Genomic DNA, 16,882 nt, shown 5'->3' on the forward strand with positions numbered 1-16,882 from the left:
TGGGTAGATCCGGCTCTAGGGGCGTGTGAGGGGCCTCAATAGCCCAGGGCGCAGCCGTCCTTGCGGGGGTCGGACGCGCCGGTCAGCACGCCGTTTTCCCAGTCGATCCAGATCGCCTGCGCACCGCCGATGGGGCGCGCGGGCTTCACGATCCGGTGGCCGAGGCGGCGCAGGCCGTCCCGCGTCTCCTGCGGCATGCTGCCTTCCACCTCCACCGCGTCGGTGCCGAACAGGGGCGACACGCGGGGCAGGTCGATGGCGCTTTGCAGATCGAGGCCGTAGTCGAACACCTTGGTGAGGAAATGGGCGTGGCCCAGCGCCTGATATTGCCCGCCCATCACGCCAAATCCCATGGCCACCTTGCCGGCGCGGGTGAGTAGGCCGGGAATGATGGTGTGCATCGGCCGCTTGGCCGGGCCGATGGCGTTGGGATGCCCGGCTTTCAGCGTGAAGCCCTGGCCGCGATTGTTGAACAGCACGCCCGACTTCGGGCTCACGAGGCCGCTGCCGAACGGCCAGAAGATGGAATTGATGAAGCTCGCGACGTTCCGGTCCTTGTCCACGACCACGATATAGACCGTGTCCTTATGGGCCGGCATTTCCACCGCCGGCAGCGGCTCCTGGCGGGCGTCGGGCCGGATCAGGCCGTGCAGTTCGCAGGCGAGGGCATCGGAGAGCAGATAGTCCACCGGCACCGCGCTGTGCTCGGGATCGGCGACCACCGCGTCGCGGACCGAATAGGCGAGGCGCGCGGCCTCGATCTCCAGGTGCAGGCGCTCGGCCGAAAGCGGATCGCCCGTGGCGTCGCAGCGCGAGAGAATGTTGAGCAGCAGCAGCGCGATGATGCCCTGCCCGTTGGGCGGGCACTCATGCACCTCGAACCCGCGATAGGCGGTCTTGATGGGGGTGACATAGGTGCCGCGGGTGGCGGCGAAATCCTCCAGCGTGTGGAGGCCGCCACGGGCGCGCAGGCCATCCACCATGTCCTGTGCCACCGCGCCTTCATAGAAGGCCTTGCTGCCGCCCTCGGCGATGCGCGTCAGGGTCTGCGCCAGCTCCGGCTGGACATGGCGCGTGCCGGCCAGAGGTGCCGCGCCGCCGGGCAGGAAGATGCGCCGCGCCGCCTCGTCGCGGGCCAGAAGGGCGGTCTGCTCGTGCCAGTCCCGGCTGACGCGCGGCGCCACGGCATACCCCTCGCCGGCAAGGCGGATCGCCGGCGCCAGCAGCCGGCTGAGCGGCCAGGTGCCATGGTCTTGCGCCAGGCGCTCCCAGGCTTCCACCGCGCCGGGCACGTTGACCGCATGGGGCGAGTGGCGCGGGATCTCGCCAAAACCGCGTTCGGCGAAGAAGCCCGGCGTGGCCGCTTGCGGGCAGCGGCCCGAGCCGTTGAAGGCGACCACCTGATCCGAGCCCTGCGGCGCATAGAGTGCGAAGCAGTCGCCGCCGATCCCGGTGGAGCCCGGCTCCACCACGCCCTGCACCGCGCAGGCGGCGATGACCGCGTCCATGGCATTGCCGCCGGCCTGGAGCACGTCGAGCGCGACCAGGCTGGAGAGCGGATGGGAGGTGGCCGCCATGCCCTGCGTGGCCATGACGAGGGAGCGGCCCGGGGTTTCGAAATCTCGCATGGAGGATCTTCCTGATCGGGCCGCGCGATGGCTCAGCGCGGCGCGGCGGCGGGCAGGCCGGCGCCGATACGCTCCAGCATATAGGGAACGAACGGGTTGGAGGAGACGCGCAGAAGCATGTCCACGCCCACATCCAGCCCGCCATATTCGCCATGCGGCGCCATGGTGCCGAGCTGGATGCCGAAATCCTCCGCCGGGTCCGGCCGCAGCCCATAGAGCCCGTCCTCGAGCGGAAAGGGCAAGGCGATATGGGAGAGCGAATAAATCTCGCGCGGATAGGACAGGCCGAGTGGGCGGCGCGTTTCGCCGCTTGCCCCGGCATCGCTCAGGCGCTCCTCGGCCTCGGCGGTGGCGGGCGAGATATTGGCGATGACCGCCGTGCGGAAGGTGCGCGGGGCCGGCGGCAGCAGGCGGCTCAAGGCGGTATCGGCATCGGCGGAGAGGAATGGCGCGAAGGTGGAATTGCGGTTCACGTCGAACAGAACCAGCTCGCTGCCGTTGGCGGGCAAGGCGGCGAACAAGGTGTCGATGACGGCCCGTGTGCTCACCGTATGGTCGAGGATCGATTGGAAGGCGAGGACGGGCGGCAGGCCCTCCAGCCGGCCGTCGCGCAGATGGGCGCGGATCGCGTCCTGGAGCACCTGGGTCAGGCGGAAGGATTCCTGCGCCGCCTTGACCGGAAAGGAATTGTATTTGAACGGGTTGAACTCCGGCAGCAGGTTCAGCCACGCGGCCTTCGCGAACGGTGGCAGCACCGCCGGCAGCCCCGCGAGGCCGGCGAAGCGGGCGAACGGCGTGATCCCCACCATGGGCGAGACCAGCACGAGCTTGTCCGCGCGCGGCAGCTCCGGCGTGTCGAGGGCGTCGAGGGAATATTTGAGCGCCAGCGCGGCGCCGTTGGAATAGCCCACCAGCTGGATCGGCAGGTCCGGCCCGGCCCGGCGCTTGGCCTCGCGCATGGCGAGGCGGGTGGCGGCGAGCCAGTCCGGCCATTCCGCGACCGTCAGCCCGCCCGGCACGGTGCCGTGGCCGGGCAGGCGGATCGAGAGCGCCACGAAGCCAGAGGCCGCATAGCGCCGCGCCACATGGCGCAGGCTGTAGGGGGAATCGGTGAGGCCGTGCAGCAGCACCGCGACGCCCTTCACCGGCCCGTCCGGCTCCAGCACGAAGGAGCGGTTGAAATCCTGCGCGAACCGGCCGGGATAGATCGGGCTGTCGGCGAAATAGCGGTCGGAGGCGACGCGGTCGCGGGGCGGCAGCTTGTCCGTCACTTGGGTGCGTACGCTGTCGAACAGGCGCTGCTCGGCGGCGAGATAGGCCGGCCAGTCGGCGCGGTCGAGTTCGGCGATGCTGAGTTCCTTCGGCACGAAGGTATGCCATGGCTCAAGCGGCGGGCCGCGCAGGGAATCCACCGCGCGCCCCGCGAACAGCGCCACTGCCACGACGCCGAGCAGGATCACCAGCGCTCGGATCGCCTTCATCACCCACGGGCGCATTTCTTTTCTCTCCGGGCCGGCGCGGTCGAATCGGCCGCCGGCGGCATTATGGACCGTGCATCGGGAGAAAGGCGCGCCCGCCGCATTTTCTGCCCCGCCAAAGCTTGCGGCGGCGGGGTATATGCGCAAAATGTTTCACGTGAAACAATGGCTTAGCGCGGACGAAGAGCGGTTTCGTGACGCCTCTCGGCCGCTTTCCGGCACACCAAACCGCCTCTTCGGGCGAATGTTCGGCGCGCATGAATCCGGCCGCGCGCGAGAGGCCGCGGAAAGGCTGGGATGGACATTTAGCGGCGTGGCGCATCGTCGAGGCGCCTGACGGGAAGTGCGTGCCATTGTGTTTCGTTCACCAGCCGTCATGGCCGGGCTTGTCCCGGCCATCCACGTGGCGGCGCCCGTACGGGCCTTGAAAAGCCAGAGCCAGCGGCTCCGCGTGGATGCACGGGACGAGCCCGTGCATGACGATGTCTCCTGCAACGACGCCAAGCCATGAATGTCGATCGGCCCCAGAGCGCACGCCGATCAGCCTGCATCGCGAGCTGGTCTCCAACTCGTGTTTAGAGCCGGGTCCGATCAGGCCCTAGGATCGGGCGCGAAACGAGGGAGCCCATCCCATGGCAGAACGTTCCGTCCGGCAGCCCGGTCCCGACCATCCCATCACCGTCACGCACCATCCGGGGCGGATCGTGGTTTCCGCCGGCGGGCGGGTGATCGCCGACACGCGCGCGGCACTGACCTTGCGCGAGGCGTCCTATCCCGCCGTCCATTATATCCCGCGCAAGGATGTGGATATGGCGCTGCTGGAACGCTCCGCCCATGCCACCTATTGCCCCTACAAAGGCGAGTGCAGCTATTTCAGCATTCCCGGCGGCGGCGCGCGGGCGGAAAATGCGGTGTGGACCTATGAGACGCCGTACCCGGCGGTGGCTGAGATCGCCGGCCATCTGGCCTTCTATCCCGACCGGGTGGAGTCCATCGAGGACAAGCCGCTCGCGCCCTGAGCGGGCGGCGCCCTGAGCGGGTCGGCGTCCCGAGCGCTTCGGCTTCAGGCGGTGGGGGCGCGCTTCTGCACCCGTTCCGCCGTGTCGAGCGCTTGCGTGGTATCGCCGGAAAGATCGGCGGCGAGGAAATCCGCGCTTTCGGGAATGGCGATGCGGAAATCCTCGATCCGCTCCAGGGCGAGCGTGATGGCCTCGCCCGCGCAATCCAGCACATGGCCGCCGAAGCGATGGTCGTCGCTGATGAAATGCACATGCCAGCCGGGCACGCCGAGCCCTTTGGCATAGGAGGGGGTCCAGAAGCCGATCATCGCGCCGTCCACGTCGCGGCATTCGAACTCGGCCTGATGGGACGTCGCCTGAACCAAGGTCTCATGGGCGCCGGCCTTGCAGGCCACGCGATTGTGCACCCGCGCGAAATGGCCGGAAAGGCGCACGGCGAAGAACACATTGTCCGTGTGCCGCAGCGCGTCGAGCTGCGCGACGAGCTCCTGGATGGAGGCGAACGGCGCCAGCGTCACCAGCGCCTCGGGCGAGAAATGGGTGACGATGGCGAACGGCACCTGCTGGGAATCCTCCGCGCGGCGGATGGACCCATCGCCCCGCATCTGGAAGAAGGCGCCATCCAGCGCGATCATCTCGCCGTCGAGATCGACGAAGGTGCCGAGCCCGAAATCCCCGTGCTCGCGCAAAGTGCCCACCGAGACCACGCCCTGGAACAGCCCTTCCACCAGCGCCCCGGAAGTGGACACCTGGAACAGCGTGCCGTGGTCCACCTGCAACGTATCGGCGAGCGCGCGCGAGACGATGTGGGAGATTGTCTCCCCGCTCTCCCTGGTGGCCGCCTGAAGGGCGGTCCACAGCGATTGGGAAATCTCGCAATTCAAGGTCGGCATGGCGGAGCCCCGCTTACGAGATGACGTTGTCGTGCATGGCGGCGCCAAGCTCGATGTTGTGGCGATAATCCACCGGGATATCGATCAGCACCGGCCCCGGCGTTTCCATGGCCTTGCGCAGGATCGGCACGAACTGGTCGGCATGCTCCACGCGGAAGCCGGTGGCGCCGAACGCCTCGGCATATTTCACCGTGTCGATCGGGCCGAAATCGATGCCGGAATGGCGCTGGTATTTCATCATCTCCTGGAACGCGACCATGTTGTAGCTGCCGTCGCGCCAGATCATGTGGACGAAATTGCACTTGAGGCGTACCGCCGTTTCCAGCTCCTGGGCGGAGAACAGGAAGCCGCCGTCGCCGGAGACCGAGAGCACCTTGTCGTTCGGCCGCGCGAGGCAAGCGGCAATCGCCCAGGGCAGCGCGACGCCGAGGGTCTGCTGGCCGTTGGAGATCAACAATTGCTCCGGGCGGAAGCTGTAGAGATACCGCGAATGCCAGATGTAGAAGGAGCCGATGTCGAGGGCGAGGGTCACGTCCTCGGTGATGAAGGGCTGCAGGTCCGAGATGATGCGCAGAGGATGCATCGGCATGCCGGATTCCCGCGCGCCGGCGGCCCGCACCTCCTCCAGCTCGCGCCGGGCCGCGTCCAGCGCGGCATGGGGCACGAGGCGCGGGCGGCGCGGCAATTCGGCGGCGATCCGCGCCAGGGTCGCGGCAATGTCGCCGTATAATTCCACCGCCGGGCGGTAGTCCACGTCCACGGCGGCGATCACATGGTCGATATGGATCACCGGGCGGGTCTTGCCGGCGTTCCACAGGCCCGCGTCATATTCGATCGGATTATAGCCGATGGCGATCACCAGGTCGGCGGCATCCAGCAGCCGGTCCGAGGGCTGGTTGTGGAACAGGCCAATGCGCCCGCCGAAGCAATCCAGCGCCGCGCGCGGCACCACGCCGGCGCCCTGATAGGTGCACACGGTCGCCAGCGGATGGGCCGAGAGCAGCGCGCGCACGGCGGCGGCATTGGCCGGGCGGCTCGCATCCATGCCCAGCAGCAGCACCGGCAGGCTGGCGGCCTCGATCAGACGCACCGCTTCGGCGATCTCCTCCTCCGGCGCGGCGCCGAGGCGGGGCACGCGGGCAGGGGTCAGCACGCGGTCCGGCGCGGGGTCGTTCATCACGTCGTTGGGCAGCGAGACATAGGCCGCGCCGCGCCGGCCGGATTCCGCCGCGCGGAAGGCGTTGGCGAGGATCTCGCCGATGGATTCGCCGGCTTCGATCTCGGCCGCATAGCGCGTCACCGGGCGGAACAGATTGACCGTGTCCAGGCTCTGGTGGGTCTGCTTCATGATCTCGGCGCGCGGCACGGAGCCGCCGAGGCCCACGAGAGGCATGCCTTCGGAATTGGCGGTGGCAAAGCCGGTGACGAGATTGGTGCAGCCGGGGCCGGAGGTGACGAGGCACACGCCGGCCTGTCCGGTCATCTTGCCGACGCCGGCGGCGATGAAGGCGGCGTTCTGCTCGTGCCGGCAGACCACGGTCTCGATGCCCGAGCCGTTCAGGCAATCATAGACCCGGTCCACCTTCGCGCCGGGAATGCCGAACACATGCTTCACGCCCTGCGCCTTGAGGTTGCGCACCAGCACTTCGGCTCCGCATACATCGCCCATGGCGCTTCCCCCGTTCGGTCGTTGCCGAAATGCCCGATCACTGGATCGGATCGTACAGGCTTCGCACTAACGCCGGACGACGCCAATGGGGAAAATGATCCATATGCGGCCCTCAGGTGCGGCCCTCAGCTCGCCGCGGTCTCGGCCGGCGGCACGCGGCCGGAGAACAGGTCCGCCACGGGGCGGCTGGCCGGATGGTGGGCGCACAGGGTCAGCGCGGCGATCAGCAGCGGCACGCCGATGAAGGCGCCGGGCACGCCCCACAGGAAGCTCCAGAAAAACACCGCGAACAGCACCATGAAGGGCGAGGCGGCCAGCGCCTTGCCGGCGATGCGCGGCTCCAGATAGCTGCCCGACAGGAATTGGATCACGTTCAGGCACACGAACACGAAGAGCGCGCTCTGCCAGGATTCGAACTGCACCAGCGCGAACAGGGTGGGCAGCAGCGTGGCGACGAACGGGCCGATGAAGGGAATATAATTCATCGAGAAGGCGATCACGCCCCAGGCGGTCGCCAGCTCCATGCCCGAGGCGAGGGTGAAGCCCCACACCACGAGGCCGGTGGCCAGGCTCATGAGCGTGCGCACCAGCATGTAGCGCTGCATCTTGGTACCGATGTCGGCGCCCGCCGCAAGCATGAACGGCCCGAACGTGCCGCCGCGCAGGCCGGCGAGCTGGCGCTTGAAGATGTCCACCTCCAGCAGGCCGAGGATGACGAATACGAAGGTGACGACCAGGAAGCTGGCGAGGCTCTGCATGCGGCTCGACAGATCCTGGAACACCAGCAGCAGCCAGCGCACGTCGAAATGCTCGGTGATGATGGAGGCCATGACGAAGCCGTGGCCCTCCAGCCAGTCGTGCGCCTGCCCGTACAGCGCCTGGAAGCGCGCGGCATTGGCGAACACCCATTGGCCGACATGGGCAAAGCCCCACACCACGAGGCTGATGATGGTGCCCACCACCGCCAGCGTCACCACCAGCGTCGCCAGCGCGGCGACGACGCCCGGCAGATAGCGCTGCAACGCCTTTTGCAGCGGCCAGACGATGGCGATGATGAACAGCGCGAACACCACCGGGGCGATGATCGACTGGGCCTCGGAGAGGGCCGCGCACACGAGGACCGCCGCGACGATCCCCACCAATATCCTGACCGCGCGATCCTTGATCATTCCCGCCCCTGTGCCCGCTTCTGTTGCTTTGGAACTCACGCCTGTTCCGGCATGGCGCCGTGGCGCACCGAGATTTCCATGCCTTTGATCTTCTCGTAAAGCTTGATGTCGCTGGAATAGGGCCACCAGGAATAAAGCAGCAGCTCCAGCGGGTGCCACAGCCCGACCCAGCCGGCGATCAGCAGGCCCTCGCCGAACAGATAGCCGAGCAGGCTGTCGGAGCCGAGCCATTTGTCCAGCACGGTGGACAGCGCGAGGCAGGCCGCGAGGAAGATCGCGCCGATGCGCAGCGCGCGGTGCCCTTCCAGGCGCAGCTCCAGCATCTTGCGGCGGCAATACAGGATCTGGGAATTGCAATAGGTGGCGAGCGCGCGGGGTAATTGGCCCACCAGCGCGTCGTCGTCGGTGCCGTCCGGAAGCCAGATCACCGCCTTGGCTCGGCGGGTGCGCCAATCCTTCTGCACCCGCAGCGCGTCCATCACCTGGTCGATGCCCGACAGGTCGATGGTTTCCCCCTCGAACGGGTCGACCTCGGGCACGCGGAAGAAATTCTTGAGGTTGCGCAATTGCAGGTGGATTTCGCCGGGCGTCGCGGTCATCGGGTCTCGCCTTGCAGGACGCGCCGGCAAGCGGGCGGCAGCTTTCGGGGGGCTGTGCGGCAGGCGCCGCGCACCATGGTCAAGCTGGGGCTTACACCATTTCGCGCGGGGCGGAAATTCACCCGATCGGGCGCCGATGGCGCCGCAGATTCCCGAGGCGCCCGGCTGGCGCGCGGTTTTGCTTGAAAGCGCGTCGAATTTCCGCTTTGCAGGACGGCGGAAGCGTCAAGGGACGAGCCGGGGGGTGCGCGTGTCGCCATCGAGCAGGGCAGGGCGCCGGAGCGCGGCGGATGGCACGCGAGCGAGCGCCTTGCGGGCAGCCGGCCTTATGGCGGTGAGGATGCGCGCGGCTCTGCTTGGCGCTGTGGCGCTGCTGGCGCTGAACGGCTGCACGCCCCATCCCGAGGGCGTGCTGGTGCCCCTCGCCGCGGGCACCCCGGTTGCCGCCACGGTGGACATTCTCGCCGCCACCACCCGCGCGCCCACCGACCAGCCGGGAATCCTGTTCACCGGCGAACGGGGCGAGGGGCTTTCGCTCACCAATATCGTGGTCTCGATCCCGCCCAACCGTCCCCTGGGCTCGATCCAGTGGCCGCAGCCCGGCACCGCCGATCCGACGCGCGATTTCGCGATTTCCGAGGTGGCGCCGGTGCCGCGCGCGGGCGTCCTGGATTGGTTCAAGGGCGCCAAGGGCAAGAAGCGGCGGGTGCTGATCTTCGTGCACGGCTTCAACACGCGCTTTGATTCCGCCGTGTTCCGCTTCGCCCAGATCGTGCACGACATGAATGCCGATATCGCGCCGGTGCTGTTCTCCTGGCCCTCGCGCGGGCGCATCCTGGATTATGTCTATGATCGCGAGAGCACGAATTTTTCCCGCAACGACCTCGCTTATGTGATGCGGGCGGCGGCGCGCTCGCCTTATGTGGACGACGTGGTGGTGATGGCCCATTCCATGGGCGCCTGGCTCGCGGTGGAATCCCTGCGCCAGCTCGCGCTCCAGGACGGGCGCATCCCGGCGAAGATCTCCAACGTGGTGCTGGCCTCGCCCGATCTCGATATCGACGTGTTCCGCCGGCAGGTGGCGGAGATGGGCAAGGACCGTCCGCGCATCACCATCTTCGTGTCGCGCAACGATCGCGCGCTCGGCCTCTCGCAGCTGATCGCCGGCGGCGTGACGCGGGTGGGCGCGATCGACCTCACGCAGCCCGCCAACGCCGCCCAGCTGGAGCAGGCCACCGGCATCGTGGTGCTCGATCTGTCCGGGCTTGAGAATGGCGATGCGCTCAATCATTCCAAGTTCGCCACCAGCCCCGATGTGGTGCAATTGCTCGGTACGCGCCTGTCGTCTGGGCAGGACCTCGGCGACCGGGAGGGCGGGGGCGGGGCGGAAGCCGTGCAAGTGCTTGGCGCCGCCGTGGGCGGGGTGGTGACTGCGCCCATCACGGTGTTCACCGGCGGCCTGCGGAACTGACACGGGGCCGGACGTCACCGGCCCCGGTGTTTCAAAGGCGTCAGAGCGACCTGGGTCAGAATGACCCGACCGCGCTGCCCAGCACGATCACCGCCACCAGCGCCAGGATCGCGCCCACCACCGCCACCATGACGATGTCGAAATAGCTCTTGGCGTGGGTCGAGCCGCATACCGCCAGCAGCGTCACCACCGCGCCATTGTGCGGCAGGCTGTCGAGCGTGCCGGCGCCGATCACGGCGACGCGGTGCATCAGCGCGGGATCGAGGCCGGTTTCCGCCGCGAGCTTCATATAGGACGCGCCCAGCGCATCAAGCGCGATGGTGAGCCCGCCGGAGGCCGAGCCGGTGAGCGCCGCCAATATGTTGGTGGCGATGGCGAGCGACACCAGCGGCCCACCCTGGATGCCGAGCACCCAGGTGCGCACCAGCTCGAACGCCGGCATGGCCGCGACCACGGCGCCGAAGCCGACCAGGCTCGCCACGCTGAAGGCCGGCAGCACCGAGGCATTGGCGCCCGCGTCCATGGTGGCCCGCAGGTCCGGCAGGCGGCGGAAATTGAACGCCAGCAGCACCAGGATCGCCGCCGTCAGCGCCGTCGCCACCGCCCACACGCCGCCCACGGCGGAAAGCGTGGTGGAGCCCCAGCGCTCTTCGCCGAGGAAGCTCACGTCCAGCCGGGGCAGGATCACCATGGACATCAGCAGGTTGACCAGCACCACGACAACCAACGGCGTTGCCGCCACGAGGAAGGAGGGGCGGGTCGTGCTGTGGGCGCCGTGGGAGATTTCCGCCGTGTCGAATTCATGCGAGGCGGTGGCGCGCTCGCGGATGAATTGGTCGTCGGCGACGCCCGCATCGAGCGGGGTCTCGTCGCCGAAGCCCTCGCCCTTGGCCCGCGCGACGCGCTCCGCCCGCATCAGCCACCACATGCCGAAGCCGAGCATGATCAGCGAGGCGATCACGCCCAGTCCCGGCGCTGCGAACGGCGTGGTGCCGAAGAACGGCATGGGAATGGCGTTCTGGATCGCTGGGGTGCCCGGCAGCGCCGACATGGTGAAGGTGGAGGTGCCGAGCGCGATCGCCGCCGGCATCAGGCGGCGCGGAATGCCGGCCGAGCGGAATAGCGCGATCGCCATGGGGGCCAGCACGAAGAAGGCGACGAACAGGCTCACCCCGCCATAGGTCACGATGGCGCCCGCCAGCACCACGGCGAGAATCGCGCGCTTTTCGCCGAGCTTTTCGGTCATGGTGTCGGCGATCACGGTCACCGAGCCGCTGTCGTCCATCAGCTTGCCGAACAAGGCGCCGAGCAGGAACAGCGGGAAGAATTGCGCCACGAAGGTGGCGGCGTTTGTCATGAAGGTCTGGGTCCAATGGGCGAGCAGCGGCTCGCCCGAGAACGCCGCCGCCACCAGCGCCGCGATGGGCGCCAAAAGCAGGATCGACCAGCCCCGGAAGGCCAGGAACAGGAGCAGCCCGAGGCCGAGGAGGATGCCGAGAAGTCCCATGCTCACACGCCTTCCAGCAGCACGTCGAGATCAATGGAGGAGCGCTTGCCGAGATTGTCGGCATCCCGCGCGAGGAACGCCTCGGCGGACTTGCGGCCCTCGTCGCGCAGCATGGAAAGGAATTCCCATTCCGCATTGAGCTTGGAGGAATAGCCGAGCGTGGACATCAGCGCGTTGGGCACCATGTGGATGCGCATCTTCGCCCATTGCGCGCCCTCGGTGTGGCCGGGGTCCGCGACCTGGCGCAGCATAGCGATCATGCGCAATTCCTTCAGCAGCACCGCATTGAAGGACACCTCGTTGAGGCGGTTGAGGATTTCGCGCGCCGAATTGGGCGTGCCCGGCCGCTCCACCGGGTTGATGGGGATGAGGATGGTGTCGTCGGACTCCAGCTCGCGCACCAGCGGCGTCATGGTGGGATTGCCGGAATAGCCGCCGTCCCAATAGCTCTCGCCGTCGATCTCGATGGCCTGGAACATGGTGGGCAGGCAGGCCGAGGCGAGCAGCACGTCGGGGGTGATCTCGGAATTGCGGAACACCCGTCCGCGCCCGGTGCGCACATTGGTGGCGGTGATGAACAGGCGGATCGGCGAGGTTTTCAGCCGCTCGAAATTGATCAGGTCTTCCAGGATGCTCCGCAGCGGGTGGGAATTGCCGGGGTTGAGGTCATAAGGGGAATAGAGCCGCGAGACGAGGTCGAGGGTGACGAACAGGGGTGAATTGTCGAGCGTCCAGCGCCCCAGCATCTTGTCGATGGGGCCGCGCTGGAACGGGCTGAAGCGCGCCGCTTCCGCCACCCGCTTCCAATAGGCTTCGAGCGCATCGCGCGCCCCTTGCGCGCCGCCCGCCGCGAAGCCGTCCGCCAGCACCGCCGCGTTCATGGCGCCGGCCGAGGTGCCGGAAATGCCGTCGATGCGCAGCCAGTCTTCCTCCAGCAGGCGGTCAAGTACGCCCCAGGTGAAGGCGCCGTGCGAGCCGCCGCCCTGGAGGGCGAAGTCGATCAATACCGGGGTGCGCCCGCTGGCGGTGGGTTCGCTCATGATGCTCTCCAATGTCCCGCACGTGTCGTGCGCGGCCGGACCGCAGGCTGCGGCCCGGCCGTCTTGGCTATGCCGTTACCGCTTGTGAGCCGGGCTCCGGCGGTGCGTCGGGTCCGAACCAGCCGACATAGAGCGCCGGCAGGAAGATCAGGGTCAGCATCGTGCCCACCAGCAGGCCGCCCATGATGGAGAAGGCCATGGGCCCCCAGAACACGGTCGGCGCGATGGGGATCATGCCGAGCACCGTGGAAATGGCGGTCAGCATGATCGGGCGGAAGCGGGTGCAGGCGGCGAGGATCACCGCATCCTGCACCTTCGCCCCGCGCGCCCGCTCGGCCTCGATCTGGCCGATCAGGATCACCGCATTCTTGGTGATCATGCCGATCAGCGCGAGGATGCCGAGGATGGCGACGAAGCCCAGGGGCCGCCCGGAGGCGAGCAGGGCGGCGGAGACGCCGATCAGCCCCAGCGGCGCCACCGAGAGCACCAGCACCAGCCGCGAGAAGCTCTGGAGCTGGAACATCAGCACCGTGAGCATGATCAGCAGCATCACCGGCACCACCGCCAGCACCGAGGCGCGCGATTTCGCGCTCTCCTCCACCGTGCCGCCGGTGACGATGTGGTAGGAGCGCGGCAAGGTCTTCGCCAGCTCCTGGATCTTCGGCGCCAGCGCATCCACCACCGTTTCCGGCAGCGCGCCGGCGATCACGTCTGCCTGCACGGTGAGTGTGGCGACCCGGTCGCGCCGCCACACCACGGGATAGTCCTGCACATATTCGAAGCTGGCGAGCTGGCTCAGCGGCACGGTGCGGCCGCTCGGCAGCGGCACTTGCAGGCTGGCGAGATTGGCCAGCGAGACGCGCTGCTCGTCGGTGGCGCGGGCGACGACGTTCACCAGATAGATGTCGTCGCGCACCTGGGTCACCGGCGTGCCGGTCATCACCGTGTTGAGCACGCCGGCGAGCGCCTGGGTGCTGAGGCCGAGCAGGCGCGCCTGGTCCTGGTCCACCGCGATGCGCACCTGCCGCCCGGGCTCGATCCAGTCGAAATTGACCTTTTCGATCTTGGCGTTGGACGCCATGACGCCGGCGAGCTGGAAGGCGATCTGGCGCACCTTCTCGATATCCGGCCCGCTGACGCGATATTGCACCGGCCAGCCCACCGGCGGGCCGAGTTCCAGCGGGTAGATACGGCCCACCACGTTGGGGAATTGCTCCGCCAGCACCTTTTCCAGCTTCACCCGCAGGCGTTCGCGCGCCGCTACATCCTTGGCGACGATCACCGACTGGGCGAAGAAGTCGTTGGGCAGCTGCACGTTGAGCGGCAGATAGAAGCGGATCGCCCCGCGCCCGACATAGGAGCTGAAGCGCTCCGCATCGGGATCGGCGCGCACGATGGCGTCGAAGCGCTGCGTGATGTCCTCGCTGTTATAGATCGAGGCATTCTGCGGCAGGCGCAGATCCACCAGCAGTTCCGGCCGGTCCGAGGACGGGAAGAATTGCTGCGGGATCAGCGGGATCGCCAGCACGGAGAGCACGAACAGGCCGATTGTGATGGCCACCGTGATCCACCGCGCCTTCAGCGCCAGCTCTAGCAGCGCGCGGTACATCCCAAGCACCTTGCTGGGCTTTTCCGGCGCGCTTTTCTTGGTCTTGTCCGGCGCTTTCAGGATCACCACGCCCAGCAGCGGCGCAAACAGCACTGCCACGAACCAGGAGACGATGAGCGCGATGGAGACCACCGCGAACAAAGAGAAGGTATATTCGCCCGCGGAGCTCGCCGCGAAGCCCACCGGCACGAAGCCGGCCACCGTCACGAACGTGCCCGCCAGCATGGCGAAGGCATAGGTGCGGAAGGCGAAGGTCGCCGCGCTCGCCTTGTCGTCGCCGGCCGCGAGGCGGTTCATCATGGCGTCGGTGGTGGTCATGGCGTCGTCCACCATGAGCGCCAATGCGATGATGAGCGCGCCGAGCGAGATGCGCTGCATGTCGATGCCGGCCAGCTCCATCACCGAGAACACCACGGCGAGCGTCAGCGGGATGGAGAGCGCCACCACCATGCCGGCGCGCACGCCGAGGCTGATGAAGCTCACCACCAGGATGATGCCCACCGCCTGCCAGAGCGAGGACATGAACTCGCCGATGGCGGTGTCCACGGTCACCGCCTGGTCCGCCACCAGATGCGGCTCGATGCCGATGGGCAGATCGGCGGTGATGTCGGCCATGGCGGTTTTCAGGTGTGCGCCGAGCGCCAGGATGTCGCCGCCGTCGCGCATGGCGATGGCGAGCCCGATGGCCGGCTGGCCGTTCACGCGGAACAAAGGCTGCGGCGGGTCGGCATAGGCCCGGCGCACGGTCGCGATGTCGGAGAGCCGCAGCACGCGGCCGTTGACGACGAAATTGACGTTGGCGATGTCCTGCTCGGACTCGAACGCGCCGGAGACGCGCAGCGAGATCGCCTCTTCCCCGGTCTGCACGCTGCCGGCGGGGCTGACGATGTTCTGGCTTTGCAGCGCGGCCAGCACCGCCGAGCGGTCGATGCCGAGGCTCGCCAGTTCCTGCATGTTGAATTCGACGAAGATCCGCTCGTCCTGCGCGCCCAGGATCTCGATCTTGGAGACGTCCGGCACCTGGAGCAGCTTGGAGCGCACCTCTTCCACATAATCGCGCAATTCGCGCTGGCTGAAGCCGTCGGCGGTGAAGCCGTAGATGATGCCGAAGGTATCGCCGAACTCGTCGTTGAAGCCCGGTCCCTGCACGCCTTGCGGCAAGGTGTGGCGCATGTCGCCGATGCTCTTTCGCACGTGGTACCAGATGTCCGGCACCTCCTGCGCGGTGGCGCTGCCCTTCAGGTTGACGAAGATGGTGGTGACGCCGGCGCTGGTATAGCTGCGCAGGAAGTCGAGCTTCGGCGTTTCCTGGAGCGTGCGTTCCAGCCGCTCGGTCACCTGTTTCAGCGTATCCTCGACCGAGGCGCCGGGCCAGGAGGCCTGCACCACCATGGTCTTGATGATGAAGGTCGGGTCCTCGCCCCGGCCCAGCCGTTCATAGGAGAGCAGCCCCGCGAGCACCGCGACGGCCATGAAATAAATGACGATGGAGCGATGCTTCAGCGCCCATTCGGAAAGATTGAGGCCGCTCACAGGTTCGCCCCCAGCAGGCGGACCTTCTGGCCCGGATGGAGCGCCTGGACGCCCGCCGTGACGACGATTTCCGCATTCTTGAGGCCGTCGGCCACGGTGACGGTGGCGGGCGAGAAGCGGGCGATGTCCACCGGCCGCAGGGCCACCGTCTTTGTGGTGGGATCGAAGATCCAGACCGCCGGCTTGCCGTCGATGCGGGTCAGGGCGCTGGCCGGAATCTCGATCACCGGGCCGGTGTCCACCGCCACCGAGCCGTTGACCGTGGAGCCGAGGCGCATCGCCTCCGGCGGGTCGATCAGCCCCACGCGGATCTGGAAGGTGCGGGTGACGGGATCGGCCTGGGGCGCCACCTCGCGCACCCGGCCCTTGGCGCTGGCGCCGCTGCCGTCCGCCAGGGTCACTTGCACCTCGGGATCGGCGGGCATGTCGCGCAGCACCTGGGCGGAGACGTCGAACACCGCGTCGCGGCCGTCCTTGCGGGCCACCTGGACGATGGCCTGGCCGGGCTGAACCACCTCGCCCTGCTCGGCGCGGCGGGCGGTGACGGTGCCGGGCGCATCGGCCTTCAATTCGGTGAAATCCACCCGGTCGGTGGCGATCTTCACCTGCGCCTCGGCATCCTCCACCCGCGAGCGCGCGGTGAGATAGGCCTGTTCGGCCTGCTCATACTGGGCGCGCGGGGTGAAGCCGCGGGCGAGCAAGGCGCGCTGGCGCTCATAGGTGTTGCGCGAGACGCCAAGCTGCCCCTGCGCCGCGCTCAGCGCCGCCTGGGCCGAGCGCAGGGCATTGACCTCATTTTGCGGATCGAGCCGGGCGAGGACCTGCCCGGCCTCCACATGGTCGCCCACATTCACCAGCCGCTCGATGATCCGCCCGCCGATGCGGAAGGCGTAGGTGACCTCGTTCATCGCCTCCACATGGCCGGTGAAGGTGAGGCCGTCCGGCGTGGTGCGGGTGGAGACCTTGATCGCGCGCACCGGCCGGATTTCCGGCGCGGTGGCGGTCTGCTCGCCGCCGCAGGCGGTCAGGGCGAGGGGGGAGAGCAGCACGAATGCCAGCGCGAGCCGCCGTCCGGTGCTGTGCGCCGTGGCGCGCGTCTTCAGTTTGCTAGCGGACACGGAACGCTCCTTTCGGGCCAGTGCATGCCGGGACGCGCCGAGGCATCACGCATAAAGCACCAACTTGGCATTGGGGTGACAGGGTTGTAACGCAGGCGAAGTACATGCGCCGCGCGGCAATCTACATTCGGATTATTCAATCCCGCCCT

Annotated in this window: 12 protein-coding genes; 2 read left to right on the forward strand and 10 right to left on the reverse strand. The window is 67.9% G+C overall.

The window, feature by feature from the left end; translation table 11 throughout:
• Window positions 1-35: 35 nt before the first annotated feature.
• Window positions 36-1,628, reverse strand: a complete 1,593-nt coding sequence (gene ggt / locus V5G24_RS07280; RefSeq protein ID WP_394084586.1) for a gamma-glutamyltransferase — start codon at window positions 1,626-1,628, stop codon at window positions 36-38.
• Between the two features lie 32 nt (window positions 1,629-1,660).
• On the reverse strand, window positions 1,661-3,124 hold the full coding sequence (locus V5G24_RS07285; protein WP_394084587.1) for an alpha/beta hydrolase: 1,464 nt from the start codon (window positions 3,122-3,124) through the stop codon (window positions 1,661-1,663).
• Window positions 3,125-3,738: 614 nt separating this feature from the next.
• On the opposite strand from V5G24_RS07285, the gene V5G24_RS07290 reads away from it, so the two are divergent.
• On the forward strand, window positions 3,739-4,125 hold the full coding sequence (locus tag V5G24_RS07290) for a DUF427 domain-containing protein (RefSeq protein WP_394084588.1): 387 nt from the start codon (window positions 3,739-3,741) through the stop codon (window positions 4,123-4,125).
• Between the two features lie 44 nt (window positions 4,126-4,169).
• Here the strand turns inward: V5G24_RS07290 and budA are convergent, their stop codons facing one another.
• The 4 genes from budA to V5G24_RS07310 form a co-directional block, all read right to left on the reverse strand.
• Complete coding sequence (gene budA, locus V5G24_RS07295; protein WP_394084589.1) at window positions 4,170-5,018, reverse strand: acetolactate decarboxylase; 849 nt, start codon at window positions 5,016-5,018, stop codon at window positions 4,170-4,172.
• 13 nt (window positions 5,019-5,031) lie between these two features.
• Window positions 5,032-6,687 (reverse strand): acetolactate synthase AlsS, encoded by a 1,656-nt coding sequence (alsS, locus tag V5G24_RS07300; RefSeq protein ID WP_394084590.1) that lies wholly within the window; start codon window positions 6,685-6,687, stop codon window positions 5,032-5,034.
• Between the two features lie 125 nt (window positions 6,688-6,812).
• On the reverse strand, window positions 6,813-7,856 hold the full coding sequence (locus tag V5G24_RS07305; protein ID WP_394084591.1) for an AI-2E family transporter: 1,044 nt from the start codon (window positions 7,854-7,856) through the stop codon (window positions 6,813-6,815).
• A gap of 35 nt (window positions 7,857-7,891) precedes the next feature.
• Window positions 7,892-8,455: a hypothetical protein gene (locus V5G24_RS07310; RefSeq protein WP_394084592.1), complete on the reverse strand. Its 564-nt coding sequence runs from the start codon at window positions 8,453-8,455 to the stop codon at window positions 7,892-7,894.
• A 340-nt stretch (window positions 8,456-8,795) separates the two neighbouring features.
• Here V5G24_RS07310 and V5G24_RS07315 point away from each other — a divergent pair, with 340 nt between their 5' ends.
• Window positions 8,796-9,926 (forward strand): alpha/beta hydrolase, encoded by a 1,131-nt coding sequence (locus V5G24_RS07315; RefSeq protein ID WP_394084593.1) that lies wholly within the window; start codon window positions 8,796-8,798, stop codon window positions 9,924-9,926.
• 55 nt (window positions 9,927-9,981) lie between these two features.
• On the opposite strand, the gene V5G24_RS07320 is transcribed toward V5G24_RS07315, so the two are convergent.
• The 4 genes from V5G24_RS07320 to V5G24_RS07335 all read right to left on the reverse strand — a co-directional run bounded on the left by V5G24_RS07320 (window position 9,982) and on the right by V5G24_RS07335 (window position 16,733).
• Entirely contained in the window at window positions 9,982-11,433 is a 1,452-nt protein-coding gene (locus V5G24_RS07320) for a GntP family permease (RefSeq protein ID WP_394084848.1), read from the reverse strand.
• 2 nt (window positions 11,434-11,435) lie between these two features.
• Window positions 11,436-12,473 carry a patatin-like phospholipase family protein gene (locus tag V5G24_RS07325; RefSeq protein ID WP_394084594.1) on the reverse strand — a complete coding sequence of 346 codons (1,038 nt, stop codon included), beginning with the start codon at window positions 12,471-12,473 and terminating at the stop codon, window positions 11,436-11,438.
• A gap of 67 nt (window positions 12,474-12,540) precedes the next feature.
• The gene (locus tag V5G24_RS07330) at window positions 12,541-15,615 is read right to left on the reverse strand and encodes an efflux RND transporter permease subunit (RefSeq protein WP_394084595.1); all 3,075 of its coding nucleotides are present in this window, start codon (window positions 15,613-15,615) and stop codon (window positions 12,541-12,543) included.
• Window positions 15,612-16,733, reverse strand: coding sequence for an efflux RND transporter periplasmic adaptor subunit (locus tag V5G24_RS07335; protein ID WP_394084596.1), 1,122 nt, complete (start codon window positions 16,731-16,733; stop codon window positions 15,612-15,614). The genes V5G24_RS07330 and V5G24_RS07335 overlap by 4 nt, the downstream gene beginning before the upstream one ends.
• Between the last annotated feature and the right edge of the window lie 149 nt (window positions 16,734-16,882).

The sequence above is a fragment of the Roseixanthobacter finlandensis genome (assembly GCF_043195105.2).
Taxonomy (GTDB): domain Bacteria; phylum Pseudomonadota; class Alphaproteobacteria; order Rhizobiales; family Xanthobacteraceae; genus NCEH01.